General features: G+C 66.5%; 18 protein-coding genes. 12 read left to right on the top strand and 6 right to left on the bottom strand.

The features are described from left to right. Positions 1–46: 46 nt before the first annotated feature. The 8 genes from GGR43_RS12470 (at position 47) to pcaD (ending at position 6,565) form a co-directional block, all read left to right on the top strand. Positions 47–694: an FABP family protein gene (locus GGR43_RS12470; protein ID WP_223177431.1), complete on the top strand. Its 648-nt coding sequence runs from the start codon at positions 47–49 to the stop codon at positions 692–694. A gap of 123 nt (positions 695–817) precedes the next feature. Beyond that, positions 818–1,975, top strand: a complete 1,158-nt coding sequence (locus GGR43_RS12465; protein ID WP_188072297.1) for a muconate cycloisomerase family protein — start codon at positions 818–820, stop codon at positions 1,973–1,975. Between the two features lie 3 nt (positions 1,976–1,978). Beyond that, the gene (gene catC / locus GGR43_RS12460) at positions 1,979–2,269 is read left to right on the top strand and encodes a muconolactone Delta-isomerase (protein ID WP_188072296.1); all 291 of its coding nucleotides are present in this window, start codon (positions 1,979–1,981) and stop codon (positions 2,267–2,269) included. A 31-nt stretch (positions 2,270–2,300) separates the two neighbouring features. After that, positions 2,301–3,191 carry a dioxygenase family protein gene (locus GGR43_RS12455; protein ID WP_188072295.1) on the top strand — a complete coding sequence of 297 codons (891 nt, stop codon included), beginning with the start codon at positions 2,301–2,303 and terminating at the stop codon, positions 3,189–3,191. A gap of 20 nt (positions 3,192–3,211) precedes the next feature. Further along, positions 3,212–3,922, top strand: coding sequence for a CoA transferase subunit A (locus GGR43_RS12450; protein WP_188072294.1), 711 nt, complete (start codon positions 3,212–3,214; stop codon positions 3,920–3,922). Then, on the top strand, positions 3,919–4,581 hold the full coding sequence (locus GGR43_RS12445) for a 3-oxoacid CoA-transferase subunit B (protein WP_188072293.1): 663 nt from the start codon (positions 3,919–3,921) through the stop codon (positions 4,579–4,581). Before GGR43_RS12450 ends, GGR43_RS12445 begins: the two co-directional genes overlap by 4 nt. Beyond that, positions 4,578–5,777, top strand: coding sequence for a 3-oxoadipyl-CoA thiolase (pcaF, locus tag GGR43_RS12440; protein ID WP_188072292.1), 1,200 nt, complete (start codon positions 4,578–4,580; stop codon positions 5,775–5,777). The genes GGR43_RS12445 and pcaF overlap by 4 nt, the downstream gene beginning before the upstream one ends. Beyond that, positions 5,777–6,565 carry a 3-oxoadipate enol-lactonase gene (gene pcaD / locus GGR43_RS12435; RefSeq protein ID WP_188072291.1) on the top strand — a complete coding sequence of 263 codons (789 nt, stop codon included), beginning with the start codon at positions 5,777–5,779 and terminating at the stop codon, positions 6,563–6,565. The genes pcaF and pcaD overlap by 1 nt, the downstream gene beginning before the upstream one ends. Position 6,566: 1 nt before the next feature. Here pcaD and GGR43_RS12430 read toward each other — a convergent pair whose 3' ends face one another. The 4 genes from GGR43_RS12430 to GGR43_RS12415 form a co-directional block, all read right to left on the bottom strand. After that, on the bottom strand, positions 6,567–6,920 hold the full coding sequence (locus tag GGR43_RS12430; RefSeq protein WP_188072290.1) for a hypothetical protein: 354 nt from the start codon (positions 6,918–6,920) through the stop codon (positions 6,567–6,569). Continuing rightward, the gene (locus GGR43_RS12425) at positions 6,917–8,155 is read right to left on the bottom strand and encodes an aromatic ring-hydroxylating oxygenase subunit alpha (RefSeq protein ID WP_188072289.1); all 1,239 of its coding nucleotides are present in this window, start codon (positions 8,153–8,155) and stop codon (positions 6,917–6,919) included. Before GGR43_RS12425 ends, GGR43_RS12430 begins: the two co-directional genes overlap by 4 nt. Positions 8,156–8,196: 41 nt before the next feature. Then, positions 8,197–8,682 (bottom strand): nuclear transport factor 2 family protein, encoded by a 486-nt coding sequence (locus GGR43_RS12420; RefSeq protein ID WP_188072288.1) that lies wholly within the window; start codon positions 8,680–8,682, stop codon positions 8,197–8,199. A gap of 63 nt (positions 8,683–8,745) precedes the next feature. Next, positions 8,746–11,154 (bottom strand): TonB-dependent receptor, encoded by a 2,409-nt coding sequence (locus GGR43_RS12415; protein ID WP_246343713.1) that lies wholly within the window; start codon positions 11,152–11,154, stop codon positions 8,746–8,748. A 361-nt stretch (positions 11,155–11,515) separates the two neighbouring features. On the opposite strand from GGR43_RS12415, the gene GGR43_RS12410 reads away from it, so the two are divergent. The 4 genes from GGR43_RS12410 to GGR43_RS12395 are packed head-to-tail and all read left to right on the top strand — an operon-like array spanning position 11,516 to position 13,915. Further along, on the top strand, positions 11,516–12,712 hold the full coding sequence (locus GGR43_RS12410; RefSeq protein ID WP_188072286.1) for an aromatic ring-hydroxylating oxygenase subunit alpha: 1,197 nt from the start codon (positions 11,516–11,518) through the stop codon (positions 12,710–12,712). A 14-nt stretch (positions 12,713–12,726) separates the two neighbouring features. Continuing rightward, positions 12,727–13,101 (top strand): hypothetical protein, encoded by a 375-nt coding sequence (locus tag GGR43_RS12405; RefSeq protein WP_188072285.1) that lies wholly within the window; start codon positions 12,727–12,729, stop codon positions 13,099–13,101. Between the two features lie 20 nt (positions 13,102–13,121). Next, the gene (locus GGR43_RS12400) at positions 13,122–13,613 is read left to right on the top strand and encodes a nuclear transport factor 2 family protein (RefSeq protein WP_188072284.1); all 492 of its coding nucleotides are present in this window, start codon (positions 13,122–13,124) and stop codon (positions 13,611–13,613) included. Beyond that, a complete protein-coding gene (locus GGR43_RS12395; RefSeq protein ID WP_246343712.1) occupies positions 13,613–13,915 on the top strand; it encodes a non-heme iron oxygenase ferredoxin subunit in 303 nt (100 codons plus the stop codon). Before GGR43_RS12400 ends, GGR43_RS12395 begins: the two co-directional genes overlap by 1 nt. A 244-nt stretch (positions 13,916–14,159) precedes the next feature. Here GGR43_RS12395 and GGR43_RS12390 read toward each other — a convergent pair whose 3' ends face one another. Continuing rightward, complete coding sequence (locus tag GGR43_RS12390; RefSeq protein WP_188072282.1) at positions 14,160–15,188, bottom strand: AraC family transcriptional regulator; 1,029 nt, start codon at positions 15,186–15,188, stop codon at positions 14,160–14,162. Positions 15,189–15,217: 29 nt separating this feature from the next. Then, positions 15,218–15,946 carry an aspartate/glutamate racemase family protein gene (locus GGR43_RS12385; protein WP_188072281.1) on the bottom strand — a complete coding sequence of 243 codons (729 nt, stop codon included), beginning with the start codon at positions 15,944–15,946 and terminating at the stop codon, positions 15,218–15,220. Between the last annotated feature and the right edge of the window lie 147 nt (positions 15,947–16,093).

The raw sequence follows: 16,093 nt of genomic DNA, 5'->3' as shown, positions 1-16,093 counted from the left end.
CCATGGCAGGCGGGCTTTGCGCTGGCCGGGCACAGAGGAGGACCTGATGGAAATACCCGCCGACATCTTCACGGAACCCGATGCCAGCCCGGACACGCTCGCCAATCTGGGGCCGCTGCGGCGTCTCGCCGGGATATGGGAGGGGCACCGGGGCGTCGACCTCAACCCCAAGGCCGATGGTCCTGAACGGCGCGAATATTACGAGCGAATCGAGATGCAGCCGATCGACGCGCAGACCAACGGACCGCAGCTCTTTTACGGCCTGCGCTACCATGTCCACATCAATACCACCGAAGAGCAGATCGCCTTTCACGACCAGCTGGGCTACTGGCTCTGGGAGCCCGCCACCGGTCTCGTCCTCCAGACCCTTGCGATCCCGCGAGGACAGATCGCGATCGCCGCCGGGCATGCGGAACCGGACGCCACGAAGCTGACGCTCAGGGCCGAACGCGGGCAGACCGAATACGGCATCTGCTCGACGACCTTCCTGGAACTGGCTTTTCGGACCGATTCCTACCGGATCGAAGTCGATTTCAACGCCGACGGTTCCTGGACCTATGTGTCCGAAACGAGCCTGATGGTGCGCGGCCGCACCGCGCCGTTCCTGCATCGCGACACGAACACATTGACGAAGATCGCCGAACCCGATCCGAACCCATGGGCACGGATCGCCGCGCAGGCGCATAAGCCATAGCCGGCTCCGCGCGAGGGGCCTGATTGCCTTTCATACCCAAGAGGTATGAAATCGGACCCACTCAATCTTTCCGCTCGTCGCGCCGCGAGAGTATCCGCTGGCGTAGGAGAGATGAGGTGCGCGATGGTTGAAATTGAACGGATCGAAGCTTTTCTTGTCGATCTTCCGACAATCCGGTCGCATGTTCTGGCGATGGCGACGATGCACAGCCAGACGCTGTGCCTCGTCCGCCTATATTGCTCTGACGGTATCGTCGGTATCGGCGAGGCGACCACCATCGGCGGGCTTTCCTATGGTCCGGAAAGCCCGGAAGGCATCAAGCTCGCCATCGACACCTATTTCGCGCCGCTGCTGGCGGGATGCGACGCGACCCGCCCGGCCGGGGCGATGGCGCGGCTGGCCGCCCATATCGCCGGCAACCATTTCGCGAAGAGCGCGATCGAGACGGCGCTGCTCGACGCGCAGGGCCAGCGGGTCGGCCTGCCGGTGAGCGAGCTTGTCGGCGGCCGGGTGCGCGACCGCCTGCCGGTGCTCTGGACGCTGGCGAGCGGCAACACCGCGCTCGACATAGAGGAGGCCGAAGCGATGATCGAGCGCGGCCGCCACAATGCGTTCAAGCTGAAGATCGGCAAGCGCCGCCTCCACGAGGATGTCGCCCATGTCGCCGCGATCAAGCGGGCGCTGGGCGATCGGGCGTCGGTGCGCGTCGACGTCAACATGGCGTGGGACGAAACCACCGCGATCCGCGGCATCGAGATGCTGGCCGATATCGGGTGCGATCTGGTCGAGCAGCCGATATCGCGCCACAACCGGGCTGGCATGGCGCGCCTGTCGGCCCGCGCGCGCATTCCGGTGATGGCGGACGAGGCGCTGAACGGACCGGAAAGCGCCTATGATCTGGCGGTGCACGCCGCCGCCCATGTGTTCGCGGTGAAGATCGAGCAATCGGGCGGATTGTCCGCCGCCCGGCAGGTGCAGGCGATCGCGGACGCCGCCGGGATCGGCCTTTACGGCGGCACGATGCTGGAGGCGGGCGTCGGCACCGTCGCCTCGGCCCATCTGTTCGCGACCTTCGCCGCCCTGCCCTTCGGCACCGAACTCTTCGGCCCGCTGCTGCTGACCGAGGAGATATTGGCGACGCCTCTTCATTACAGCGATTTTTCGCTGGAGGTTCCCACGGCGCCGGGGCTGGGCGTCGCGCTGGACGAGGACCGCGTCGCCTTCCTGCGCCGGGACGCGGCGCGCGCCACCCTCTCCCTTCCCTCAGCACAGACGGCCTGACCCATGCTTTTCAAGGTAGAAATGGATGTGAACGTGCCGCCGGATGTCGATCCGGCGCGATTCGAGCAGCTGAAGGCGGCGGAGAAGGCGCGCTTTCAGGAATTGCAGCGCGCCGGGACATGGCGCCATATCTGGCGCGTCGTCGGCCGGTACAGCAATGTCAGCATCTTCGACGTCGCCGACAATGGCGAGCTGCACGACCTGTTGACCGGCCTGCCGCTCTATCCCTTCATGGACATCCGCGTGACGGCGCTCTGCCGCCATCCGTCGTCGATCCATGAAGATGATCGCTGAAATGTTCCATATTGTTTCATGGAGAGGTGAAATGACTGAGGATTTCGTACAAACGCCGGAAGTGCAGGCGCTGCTGGACCGGGCGAGCGGGGTCGAGAGCGACGCGGGCGACGCGCGGCTCAAGGCGATCACCCGCGATCTGGTCGAGGCGATCATGAAGGCGATCGTCAAGCATGACGTCAGCGAGAGCGAATTCTGGGCCGCGATCAAATATTTTCAGGACAGCGGCGATGAATTCGGGCTGATCGTCCCCGGCGTCGGCCTTGAGCACTTCATGGATCTGGTGATGGACGCGCGCGATGCCGAGGCCGGGCGCAGCGGCGGCACGCCGCGCACGATCGAAGGGCCGCTCTATGTCGCGGGCGCGCCGCTGGTCGAGGGCGAGGCCAATCTGACCGACGACGCGGACGACACCGACACGCTCTATATGAACGGGCGCGTCGCCGGTCCCGACGGCGAGCCGGTGGAAGGCGCGATCCTGCATGTGTGGCACGCCAATTCGAAGGGCTTCTATTCCCATTTCGACCCGACCGGCACGCAATCGCCGTTCAACAACCGCCGCCGCATCAGGATCGGGCCGGACGGGCGCTATGCCTTTCATTCGCGCATGCCGAGCGGCTACAGCGTGCCCCCCGGCGGCCCGACCGACCGTTTCATGAAGGCGCTGGGCCGCCATGGCAATCGTCCGGCCCATGTGCATTTCTTCGTCGAGGCGCCCGGCTATCGCACGCTGACCACGCAGATCAATTTCGGCGACGATCCCTTCGCCGGAGACGATTTCGCCTTCGCCACCCGCGAGGGGCTGCTGCCGGTTCCCAACCGTCAGGGCGACAGCGCCTATATCGCGTTCGATTTCGAGTTGCAGCGGGCGGAAGTCTCGGACGAGGAGCATTTCTCGGCGCGCGTGCGGGCCGAGGCATAGGAGTGGGCGGCGGGTTCGGCATGCAGAAGATATATCCCACCCCTTTCGCCGCGCTGGACGGCCTGCTGTTCGACGGGATGACGATCATGTCGGGCGGCTTCGGTCTTTCGGGCAATCCGGAAAGCCTGATCCCGGAGATCCGCGCATCGGGGGTGACGGGCCTCACCGTCATCTCCAACAATGCGGGGGCGGACGGCTTCGGCCTGTGGATGCTGCTGGAAAGCAGGCAGGTCCAGAAGATGATCGCCTCCTATGTGGGCGAGAACAGGCTGTTCGAGAGCCAGTATCTTTCCGGCGAGCTGGAGCTGGAACTGAACCCGCAGGGCACGCTGGCCGAGCGCATCCGCGCAGGCGGCGCGGGCATCCCGGCCTTCTATACGAAAACCGGCGTCGGCACCCTGGTCGCGGAGGGCAAGCCGGTGGAGCGCTTCGAGGGCGAGGAGTATGTGCGCGAGACCTGGCTGCGCGCCGACCTCTCCATCATCAAGGCATGGCGGGCGGACCCGGCGGGGAATCTGATGTTCCGCAAGACCGCGCGCAACTTCAACCCGGTCATGGCGACGGCAGGCAAGATGACGGTGGCCGAGGTCGAGGAGATCGTGCCCGCAGGCGCGTTCGACCCCGACTGCATCCACACCCCCGGCATCTATGTCGACCGCATCGTCCTTTCCACCATCAACGAGAAGCGGATCGAGAAGCTGACCACCCGGCCCAGGGAGACGCAGCCATGAGCTGGACCCGCGACCAGATGGCCGCCCGCGCCGCGCAGCAACTGCGCGACGGATATTATGTCAACCTCGGCATCGGCATTCCGACGCTGGTCGCCAACCATGTGCCGCCGGGCATCACCGTCACGCTGCAAAGCGAGAACGGCATGCTCGGCATCGGCCCCTTCCCCTATGAGGGCGAGGCGGACCCGGACCTGATCAACGCGGGCAAGCAGACCGTGACCGCGCTGCCGACCTCCAGCTTCTTCTCCTCGGCGGACAGCTTCGCGATGATCCGGGGCGGGCATATCGACATGGCGGTGCTGGGCGCGATGGAGGTGGCGATGAATGGCGACCTCGCCAACTGGACCATCCCCGGCAAGATGGTGAAGGGCATGGGCGGCGCGATGGATCTGGTCGCGGGCGTCAGGCGCATCGTCGTGGTGATGGAGCATGTGGCGAAGGACGGCGCGCCCAAGATCGTGGAGCGCTGCGCGCTGCCGCTGACCGGCCGAGGCGTCGTGGACCTGATCGTCACCGACCTTGCGGTGATCGCGGTGGATCGCAAGGGCGGCGGCGGCCTCGCCCTGCTCGAAACCGCGCCGGGGGTGAGCGTGGACGAGGTGGTGGCGAAAACGGCCGCGCCGCTCGACATCAGCGCGGCGAAGGTGGCTGCGGCATGAACGAGGCGTTCCTGTGCGATGCCGTGCGCACGCCGATCGGCCGCTATGGCGGGGCGCTGGCCGCCGTGCGGGCGGACGATCTGGCCGCGATCCCGATCCGCGCGCTGGTCGAGCGTGGCGGCATCGACCCGGCCGCGATCGACGACGTGATCCTCGGCTGCGCCAATCAGGCGGGCGAGGACAATCGCAATGTCGCGCGCATGGGCGCGCTGCTCGCGGGGCTGCCCGACAGCGTGGGCGGCGTGACCGTCAACCGCCTGTGCGCTTCGGGCCTCGATGCGGTGGGGACGGCGGCGCGGGCGATCCGCGCGGGTGAGGCCGACCTGCTGATCGCCGGCGGGGTCGAGAGCATGAGCCGCGCGCCCTTCGTGCTGGCCAAGGCGGAGAGCGCCTGGTCGCGCAGTGCCGCGCTCCATGACACCACCATCGGCTGGCGCTTCGTCAATCCGGCGATGCAGCCGCTCTACGGCACCGACTCGATGCCGGAGACGGGCGAGAATGTCGCGGCCGACTTCGCCATATCGCGCGAGGATCAGGACGCATTCGCGCTGCGCAGCCAGCAGCGGGCGGTGGCGGCGCAGGCGGCGGGATTCTTCGCGCGGGAGATCGTGCCGGTGGCGGTCCCCCACCGCAAGGGCGAGAGCATCGTCGACACCGACGAGCATCCCCGGCCCGACACCAGCCTCGATATGCTGGCGAGGCTCAAGCCCGTGGTCCGCCCCGGCGGTACGGTGACGGCGGGCAATGCGTCGGGCGTCAATGACGGCGCTGCGGCGATGATCCTCGCCAGCGAGGCGGCGGTCGCGCGCCACGGCCTCACCCCCCGCGCGCGCCTTCTCGGCATGGCGAGCGCGGGGGTGCCGCCGCGCATCATGGGCATCGGCCCGGTGCCCGCGACGCAAAAGCTGCTGGCGCGGCTGGGCCTGACGCTCGACCGTTTCGATGCGATCGAACTGAACGAGGCGTTCGCCGCGCAGGGCCTTGCGGTGTTGCGCGGGCTGGGGCTGGCCGATGACGATGCGCGGGTCAACCCCAATGGCGGCGCGATCGCGCTCGGCCACCCGCTCGGCATGTCCGGCGCACGCCTCGCCATGACGCTGGTGCACCAGCTGGAAAGGAGCGGTGGCCGCCTCGGCCTCGCCACTCTCTGCGTCGGTGTCGGACAGGGTCTTGCCCTTGCGGTGGAGCGGATGTGATGGAGACGCAGTATATCACCACCGGCGACGGTTGCCGCATCGCCTGCCGCTTCGACGGGCCGAAGGACGCGCCGCTGCTGCTGCTCTCCAACTCGCTCGGCACCGACAGCGGCATGTGGGAACCGCAGATGGCGGCGTGGGCACGGGCTTTTCGCGTGCTGCGCTACGACCAGCGCGGCCATGGCGCGTCGGATGCGCCCGCCGGGGCCTATTCGATGGACCGGCTGGGGCGCGACGCGGTGGAGCTGCTCGACGCGCTGGGCATAGGGCGCGCGCATTTTTGCGGCCTGTCGCTGGGCGGGATGGTCGGGCAATGGCTCGCCGTCCATGCGCCGGAGCGGATAGACCGCCTCGTCCTCGCCAACACCTCGGCCCATATGGGGCCGCCTTCCGCCTGGCAGGGGCGGATCGAGGGCGTGCTGCGGGATGGCATGGCGCCGCTGGCCGAAGCCTCGATCGCGCGCTGGTTCACGCCGGATTTCCCGGCCCTCGCCCCCCAGGCGGTGGAGCCGATCCGCGCGATGCTGCTCGCCACCGATCCGGCGGGTTATGCCGGATGCTGCGCCGCGATCCGCGACATGGACCAGCGCCGCACCGTCGCGCTGATCGACAGGCCGACGCTGGTGATCGGCGGCGCGCTCGACCCCGCCACCCCGCCGCCGCACAGCGAGGCGCTGGCGCAGGGTATCGAGGGGGCGGCCTTGCTGATGCTTGACGCCGCGCATCTTTCCAATGTCGAACGGCCCGACGCCTTCGCGCGGGCCGTCCTCGATTTCCTCACCACCTGACTTACAGCGCTTCATCGCCATGGTCGGCAACGAAGCGCCGCGCGTCGAAGCTGAACGGCACTTCGCTGCTGCCGCCATAAAGCTCATGATGCGGCGCGGCCTCGGCATAGGCGCAGGCCAGCATCAGCGCATTGCGCTGCGCCGGGTCCTCCGGCCGGGGCGGACAATCGCGCAGATAGGTCAGCAGCGCGTCGAGGCGCGGCAGCAGCGCGTCGTGGAACGCGGCGAACTCCCCCGCCGTCGCGGCATGGCGCACCGCGTTGCGCTCATTCTCCGTGGGCCGCGCCCAGCGGGCGGCCAGCGGCGCCAGATCGGCGAAGGCGGCGGGCAGGAGGGTGGGATCGGTACTCGTCATTGCTTGTCTCCGGCCAGATAGCTGTTGAGGGTAAGGGCGGCGTGGCGGATCAGGAATTCCTGATCCATCAGCTGCATGTCGTCGATCGCGCCCGACATGATGCCGGTGAAGGTATCCTCCATCGTCGCCGTGTCCTCCAGCCAGGCGTTGCGGTGCAGCGCGTTGACATGGACCTGCGCCGCATATTCCGCGGCATTGGCGGCCGGGCGGAAATAATTGATCCCCTCCCACAAGGTGGTGCCGTGATCGAGCGGCCAGAACTGGTGGGTGAAATAGGACAGGCCCGGATAGCCGCAGCCCGAGGCGAGATGGATGAGCAGGTTGGGGAAGATGTTCGGCAGCTCGAACTGGAAGTCGCCCCGGCGCTTCGGGTTGATGTCGGCGGGCAGCAGGTCGGGGCGTGGCGCGTGGCTGTCGCTGCCGTGCAGGACGCCCGCGAATATCCCCGTCGACGGCGCCGTATCCATGCCCGCGCCATAGATGGTCGAGGACGCATGCGGGCCGATCAGCTTGAAGTCGCTATGCTCTATGCCGCGAAAGCCCGGCAGCGATCCGGCATGGATGGTCGGCACGTGATAGCCTTCGGAAAAGGCGTAGAGCGCGACCTTCCAGTTGCATTTGAGCACCGTCGAATAGCGGAAGGCGGTGGTCGATTCCCGATAGGGATAGCCGCCGAACAGCGTCGCGAAATCGCCCAGATAGTCCCGCAGCGATTGTGCCGGTTCGGGATCGAAATTGACGAAGACGAAGCCTTCCCATTCGTCGCAGGCGATTTCGCGCAGGCCCAGGCACGCCTTGTCGAGATGCCCGAACGCATCCTCCATCGGCACGGATTTGAGCGCGCCGTCGGTGCCGAACACCCAGCCATGGAAGCGGCAGGTGACGACATTCGCCCGCGCCCGGCCGAAACTTTCGAAGCCCTTGCTGGGCACCACCTTGTTGCCGCGATGGGTGCAGACATTGTGATAGGCGCGGATGCGCCCGTCCTTCGCCCGCACGATCAGGATCGAGGTGTCGGCGACGGGCAGTTCCTTGACCTTGTAATCGCCGGGATCGGGAAGCTCCCACGCGGTCGCGACCTTCAGCCACACCTTCCTGAAGATGCGTTCCTTTTCCAGCTCATAGATAGCGGGGTCGCGGATCGCGCCGACCGGGATCGGGTCGACGCCCAGCTCCTCGCGGATTTGCGGCACGGAGCGCCGGATATGATCGAGGGTTGCGATAGTTTCCTGCATAACTGTCCACTCCAGATAGGGTGGGAGGGCGCGCGGGACGGTCAGGCCTGATCCAGTGCATCAGGCTTGTCGTGCCAGCCCTCCGGATAATGGGAAATAAGCTCTGCGTTGAGGCGCAGTTGGCTGAACCGCCAGCGGTCCGCCCCGGCCACCGCCCGCGCGGTGTAGCTGCCGCCGATCCAGTAGGCGCGCCCGCTCGCCGCCGTCGCCGCTTCCCACAGCATGAACGACAGCGAGGCCTGCGCGCCATCGGCGGAAAGGTCGATGCGGGGCGAGACCAGATAGTGCAGCGTCCAGCGGAAGCCGCTTTCGGCATTGCCCGCCACCCCCTGCGCGATCCCGTCGGCGCCGCGCAGGACGCCATAGCCGTCGATCTCGAAAACCGCGTCGGCGGTGAACAGGCCGCGCAGCGCTTGCGCCGAAGGGCCGCCGTCGAAGGCATGGCCCAGATCGGCGATCAGCCTTGCGATGTCCCGCTCCGCCTCCAGGCGGGCGAGGCGCGTTTCGAGGTCGGCGCTCTGGCTCATGGCGGTTTCATCCTCTTCCTGTGGGCGGGCGGACCGATGGCGGACCGCCCGCCTCTTCTTCGGTCAGAACTTGTATCCGGCGCTCAGATACCATTCGCGCGGGCGGCCATAGACGCCCTCGATCAGCCCGCCGAACGAGTCGGCATAGCCGGAGCCGAGATAGACTTCCTTGGTCAGGTTCTTGACGCCCAGGCTGACCGACCAGCGCGCATTCGCATCCGCATAGCCGATCGATGCGTTGACGAGGTGATAGCCGTCCTGCACCAGTTCCGGCGTGTTGATCGCGTCGTTATAGACGCGCGAGCGGTAGGACCAGTCGACGCGCGGCGTCAGCCTGCCCGCCTCGCCCAGATCGAAGGCATAGGAAGCCGCCGCGCTCAGCGTCCATTTCGGCGCGTTTTGCAGATGCGTCGAGGTGGTGACGCCCGCATTGAGCGCGCGAATGTCCACATTGCGATATTTGGCGTGGAGATAGCCCAGCCCCGCCTCGATCCGCAGCGCGTCGGTCGGTTGCAGCTGCATCTCCAGCTCGACGCCCTTGATCCGCGCCTTGGCGGCGTTCTGGATGATCGGCGCGAAGCCCAGCGTCGGGTCGTTCACCGTGATTTGCAGATTGTCGTAATTGTTGAGGAACACCGCGCCGTTCAGCCGCAGGCGGCGGTCGAACAGGTCGGTCTTCATCCCCGCCTCGAAGGTTTCGCTGGTTTCCGGCTTGAACGACGGAATGAAGGCGAAGGGCGGGAAAACGCGCTGGGTGAAACCGCCGCCCTTGAAGCCCTTGGAATAGGACAGATAGGTCAGCACCTCCGGGCTCCAGCGATAGGACAGGCTGGCCATCGGCGTCCAGGCGCGATCCTTGATCGTGGAACGCTGGCCGAGCGGGCCCATCAGCGGATCGCCGTCCTGCAACCCGGAACCGTCGGGATTGAACGGCTCGCCGGTCAGGAAGCCGGCCTCGACCACATATTGATTGGCGTTGTCGAAGGTTTTCTTGTCCTCCGTCCAGCGGATGCCCGCCGTCAGGTTGAGGCCGGTCGCTATCTCATAGGTGGCCTGGCCGAAGGCGGCGAAGCTCTCGCCGTCCAGCACCGCGCCGCTCATGAACACGGCGTCGACGATATTGACGAGATCGCGGTGATTGCCGCTCTCGCTGGAATAATAGGCGCCGATCAACCAGTTGAGCCGCTTGTCGAGCGCCTCCCCGCCCAGCTGCAATTCCTGGCTGAACTGGTCCTGCTTCCAGTCGCTGTTGGTCTGGACGATCGAGGCCGGGCTGTGATCGGAATCGCGCGTCCAGAAGCCGGTGACCTTGCGATAGGCGGTGATCGACTTGAACGTCGCCGCGTCCGACACCTTCCATTCCACTATGCCCGACACGCCCCAGATGTTGAGGTCCGACGCGGACTGATAGCGGCGGCGGCTGTTGGCGTTGAACGGGGCCGAAATGGTGGTGAAGGTGCCGCCATGGCGGTAGGGGGCGAGCGCCCACTGGCTGTTGTAGCAGCGCTGGTCGCTCAGCCGCGCGGGGTTGGCGAGGTCGGTGCAGATCGACGCCGCGCCCGAATAGACCGCGTTCCACACGGCGGCGGCGGGCGCGTTCTCGTTCGCGGCCAGCAGCACGTTGGGCGCCGATTCCTCCCGCGCGCGGGTGCCGTCCACCGCCAGGTCGATCGTCACGTCGCTCGACGGTTCGAGGCGCAGCGCGAAGCGGCCCGCCAGCTGGTTGGTGTCGCCCAGATCGGGCGCGCCGGGGACGACGCCTTTCACATAGCCGTCGCGGTGGTGATAAAAGCCGGAGAAGCTGGTGTAGACGCCCTCGGCCAGCGGCAGGTCGATCGACGCCTTGACCTGCGCCCGGTCATAGCTGCCGGTGGTGAGGTCGAGGCTGCCCGCCAGCACGTCGCCGGGCTTCTTCGTCGTCACGCTGACCGCGCCGCCGATGGTGTTGCGGCCGAACAGCGTGCCCTGCGGCCCGCGCAGCACCTCGATCCGCTCCACGTTCAGCACGTCGAGCACATTGCCGACGCCGCGCGAGATATAGACGCCGTCGAGATACAGCCCGACGCCGGGGTCGGCGGACAGCTGATAGTCGTTCTGGCCGATGCCGCGGATGAAGATGGCCGCCGTCGCGTTGCTCGCCGACACCGGGACGGAGCTGTTGAACTTCACATTCGGCGTGAAGTCGCCGATCTGCGTCACATTGTCGAGGCCGCGCGCCGCGATGCTGTCGCCCGACACGGCGGAAATGGCGATCGGCGTGTCCTGCAACGATTCCTGACGCCGCCGGGCGGTGACGACGATATCCGCGATGCCGCCGCCGCTTTCCGCCCGCGCCGCCGCTTCCTGCGCGGTCGCGACCGGGGCGGCGGCGAACAGGCTTGCGGCGGATGCGCCGGCCAGCAGGGCGGGACGCCATATCCCGGCCCTGTCGCCGCCCTTTCCGCTCATGGTCGTGCTTTCGATAGTTCCCATATGCTATCCCCCTTCTCATTTGGCTTGATGCTCGTCTGGCATGCCGCCGGCCGATGCCTTCATGGGCACGGACTCACTTCCCAGGGCGGTTTGCCATCGCGTACAAGAGACGTCAGAAGGCCCTTCCCGACTATCCTGATCCCGCTGCGACCATCCCCTCGCTGCTATCGACTGTGCGAAAAATGCAGCGGGCGAAAGCGGGGCGGCCGGGGCGTGCGCTCCTTTCCTGCACATGCAGGCTAACGCCAACGGGCGCGGGCTAGCCGGAAGAGGCCGCGCCGCCCCAATATCCCTTCATTGGAATTCGACGGGCGGCACCCGCCCCCGATCGACACCGTTGGACCGAATGAAGGAGTGGGTCATGTCCGAAACCGTGCATCGCTGGATGGAGCAATATCCGGAGCTTGGCTCCGGGCCGATCTCCACCGAGCCCTATATCTCGCCCGAATGGTATGAGCGGGAGAAGGAGAAGATCTTCCGCAAGGTGTGGCTGTGCGTGGGGCGCGAGAACGAACTGCCCAGGGCGGGCGACTATAAGGTGAAGCGCATCGCGGCGGCGGACACCTCCGTCATCCTGGTGCGCGGCAAGGACGGCAAGGTCCGCGCCTTCCACAATGCCTGCGCCCATCGCGGCAATACGGTCATCAGCGAAACCGGCGAGGAAACCTTCGGCCGCAGCAAGGCCGCGATCATGACCTGCCGCTTCCACGGCTGGGTCTACGACGCGGAAGGCGCGCTGAAGCAGGTGCCGAGCGAGCAGCGCTTCTACGACTGTTTCCAGAAGGAGAAGAATGGCCTGACGCCGGTTCATCTCGACACATGGGAGGGCTTTCTGTTCATCAACGTCGCGGAAAAGCCGGAAACCGGCCTGCTCGACTATCTGGGCGACTATGCCACCCATTTCGCGGGCTTCCCGTTCCACGAGCTGGATTACGGCTTCACCTATTACACCTATCTCGACTGCAACTGGAAGGTCGCGCATGACGCCTTTGCCGAGGCCTATCATGTCGACACCATCCATGCCGGGTCCTTCCCCAATGTGTTCTCCACCGGCCTTCAGAATGTGAAGCTGATGGGGCCGCACCGCAGCTGCGCGGTGTGCCTGACGCTCAACGCCAAGCCCACGCCGGTCGCGGGCATCGCCAACCGGCTGGCGGGCGCGTCGCTGGTGTCGGTGCGCGCGGAATCGATGCTGCCGCCGACGATCAACCCGGACAAGCGCGAGGATTTCGCCTTCGAACTGAGCGTGCTGTTCCCCAACACGCTGCTGCACATTTCCGAAGGCATCTGGTTCACGCATCAATTCTGGCCGATCGCCCACAACAAGACGCTGTGGGAAGGCCGCTATTATGTGAAGGCGCCGGAAAGCCATTCGCAGCGCTGGGCGATCGAGCATGCGATGACGCTGCAACGCAATGCCTGGCTGGAGGACACCGCGACGATGGAGGACACCCAGCGCGCGATGCAGTCGCGGGCGAAGCTGGAGCAGCATCTTCAGGACGACGAGATCCTCATCCGCCATGGCGCGGTGGTGGTCGACCGGTTCGTCAACGCGTGAAAGGGACAGACATTATGACTGGCATCAGCTTGCCGAACGACTTCGCGGACCTAACCCCCTTCCTCGGCTGGGCGCTGCCGACCGCCGACCAGCGCTACAACCGCCGCCGCACCGCGAGCCGGGAGGAGTTGCGGGCGTTCTACGACGCGATGCTGCCGCGCATCGAGGCGATATTGACGCTGGTGGACGGCTATCCGCTCGGCGCCCTGCCGGAGGAACTGCGCCCGCTTTACTGGCTCGCCCTCTCGCTGGCCGAGGTCGCGCCGCATATCGAGCTGTACGGCGGCGCGCCGGGCGTGCCCTATGCGTTCGAGGAGACGCGCTTCGTCGCCGTGCACGGCAATCAGGACACGGCGCTGGGCCTGCCGCCCGCGGCGGCGGCGGCCTGAGCGCGGGCGGGCAGCGGGCCATGTCGCTGGAGCACAGGCTGGCGGTGCTGGAGGCGCGGGCGGCGATCACCGATCTGGTGGCGCGCTATGCGCTGGGGGCGGACCGCCGCAACGATCCCGCGATCATGGGCCCGTTGTTCGCCGCCGACGCCAGCTGGTCGTGCGACGGCTTCGCCACGCTCGGCGGACGGGAGGCGATCGCGGCGGGGCTTGCCGCGATCGCCGCCGATACGGTGCTGTGGTCGATCCATTTCATGGTCGCGCCGGTCATCACGCTGGCGGACGACGCGCGCGGCGGCACCTGTCAATGGTATCTGTGGGAACTCTGCACGATGCGGGCGGACGGGGGGCAGGCCGGCGGCGGCGCGCAGGATCAATGGCTGGGCGGCTGGTACGACGGCACCGTCACACTTACGGAGGAAGGATGGAGATTTCAGACAGTGGTGCTCGATATCCGGGCGCAGGGGGAGATAGCGCCCCCGCTCTTCTTCAAGAAGGCGGGAGGGCGTTGATGGAGCGTCTTTGCGCGTCCGCCGACGTTCCCGAAGGCGAAGTGCGACAGGTCGATCTGGGCGACGGACGGGTGCTCGCCGTCTACCGGGTGGAGGGCGAGGTCTACGCCACCGACGATCTGTGCTCGCACGGCGACGCCTCGCTCGCGGATGGAGAGATAAAGGACGGGAAGATCGTCTGCCCCTATCATATGGGCTCCTTCTGCATCCGCACCGGGGAGCCGACCGGCGCGCCCTGCTCCATCCCGATCCGCACCTACAGGCTGGTCGAGCGGGACGGCGAGATCATGCTCGTCGCCTGACCGGCGCCATACCGACACCCCTTGGCCCGCCGAGCGATTGGCGGGCTTTTTTTGGCTATATCCCCTGCAACAGGTTCGGATAAACGACCGCTTTCGGCCTCAGGAAAAACAGGGCTTCGACAAGCTCAGTCCGAACGGTGGGAGTGCTCATCCCTTGCTCGTCTTGCCAGCGCAGGCTGGCCTCTCAGGCGTCGGCGCGCGACATGGCGCGCGACCCGGCCTGCGCCGGGGCGGCGGAAACGCCTCACATCGCCCGCAGCGTCTCCGAAGGCCGCTCGCCATAGCGCTCATAATAATCGCGGGCGAATTTGCTGAGGTGGGTGAAGCCGCAGGCCAGCGCGACGGTCGTTACCGATACGCCGTTTTCCGTGCCGCTCTTCAGCATCGAGCGCGCCATGGCGAGGCGATGGTTCTTGAGATAGCCCATCGGCGTCGTGTCGCGGAAACGGCGGAAGCCCGCGTGCAGCGAGCGGGCGCTGACCCCCGATATCTCGACCATCTCGGCCAGGGTTATCGGCTCTTCGGCGTGACTGCGCACATATTCCTCGACCCGCCGCACATAGAAGGGCGCGGGGCCGGAAACCGATCCGTTGAACAGGTCGCTGTGATTGTGCGGCACCGCGACCAGCAGCAGCCGCTTGAGCGTATCCTCGATCGAGCCGCAGGTGCGCGGATGGCTGTAGCCCGGCAGGCCCATGTCCATGTCGTCGCAGATCGTGCGGACCATATGCGCGAAGGAGGCCGCCGCGCCTTCCAGCCGGATCGGCCGGGGCGAGAAATGCAGCTCACCGGGGCGGAAGCCCAGCTCCTGGATCAGCACCGCCTCCAGATCGCTCTTGGGGATCTTCACCGTGAAATGCTTGTAGCCCGCGTCGAAGGTCTGGCGCGTGCGCGCGTTGGAGCCCAGCACGCACATCTGCCCCTGTTCCAGCGTGAAGGTCTCGCCGTTCTGGCTCACCTCCGCCCGGCCGGCGAGCGAGAATTGCACGAGATAGAGCTGCTCCACCGGCGGAATGGCGACGACCACGCGGCCATAGGGATTGCCGTAATCGGTGGCGTTGAACGTCAGCGAGCGCAGCGGCGTCTGGTTGTGGCGAAAGGTGATCGGCGGCACTCCGCCCTCCACCCGCAGGTCGTGGTCGCACAGCATCGCGCTCATATGCGCATGCACTTCGTCGAGATCGGTGCTCTGCAATTTGGAATAGGCGGAAAGCGGCAGCGCCGCGCCGCTCCACGCCCCTTTATCGGGAATGCGCCATGCTCCCTCGTCCATATCGTCGTCTCCTCATGTCTCGCACGGTCTTATGCCGCTTTTTCCTGAAATATGCCGTCGCTCGGCCCTCTGGGGGCGGGCCAGGCGCGCTTGCTGTGGGCCAGCCCCAGATCGAGCAGCGCTTCGCAGGTCTTGAACGCGACGAGGCCGGGATTGAGCACCGGCACGTCGAGCCTTTCCTGGAGGAAGCGGTGCGACTGGTGCATGGTGGTGGACCCCAGCACCAGCACGTCGGCGCCGTCGCTTTCCACCGCCTGCCGCGCGGCCTCCAGCAATTTGGGGAACACCATGTCCTCCTTGCCCGACAGCAGCTCGCTGGTATCCGGCGCCACGTCGATCGAGCGGATCGAGGCGAGGCGATGCGACAGACCGGTTTCGCCCAGCACCTTGTCGTAGAGCCAGTTCCACCGGTCCCACATGCTGAGGATGGAAAAGCGCCGCCCCAGCTGGCTGGCGAGATGATAGGTCGGCGCGGCCGTGCCGATGACGGGGATGGAAAGCCGCGAGCGCAGGGCGGCGACCCCGGAATCGCTCATCGAATTGACGCAGACGGCGGCGAAGCCCTCCGCCTCGGCCTGCATCCCGGCGTCGAGGCAGAAGGCATCGGCGATCGTGCCTTCACAGGGGGAATCGAGCGCGCTGCCGCCGCGCGCGGCGCAGCAGAATTCGATCGAGATGTCCGGCCGCGACAGATGCGCCGGAAATTGCGCGGCAAAACCGTCCAGCGCTTCGGGCGGGACCGGTACAGGGACGATCATTTTGATCCGTCTGGTCAATCCTATGCTCCACAGGCATGATTGCGTTGCTATGTGAATTCCCTGCCGCAGACTCAAAGATGCTCCGGCATTATCAATATTTGCAGCTTTCCATCAATTCCAGTCAAATACCGATTGGCATGGCATTCA

The sequence above is a fragment of the Sphingobium jiangsuense genome, assembly GCF_014196495.1.
Taxonomy (GTDB): domain Bacteria; phylum Pseudomonadota; class Alphaproteobacteria; order Sphingomonadales; family Sphingomonadaceae; genus Sphingobium; species Sphingobium jiangsuense.
This window is presented reverse-complemented; position numbering and strand designations above follow the sequence as displayed.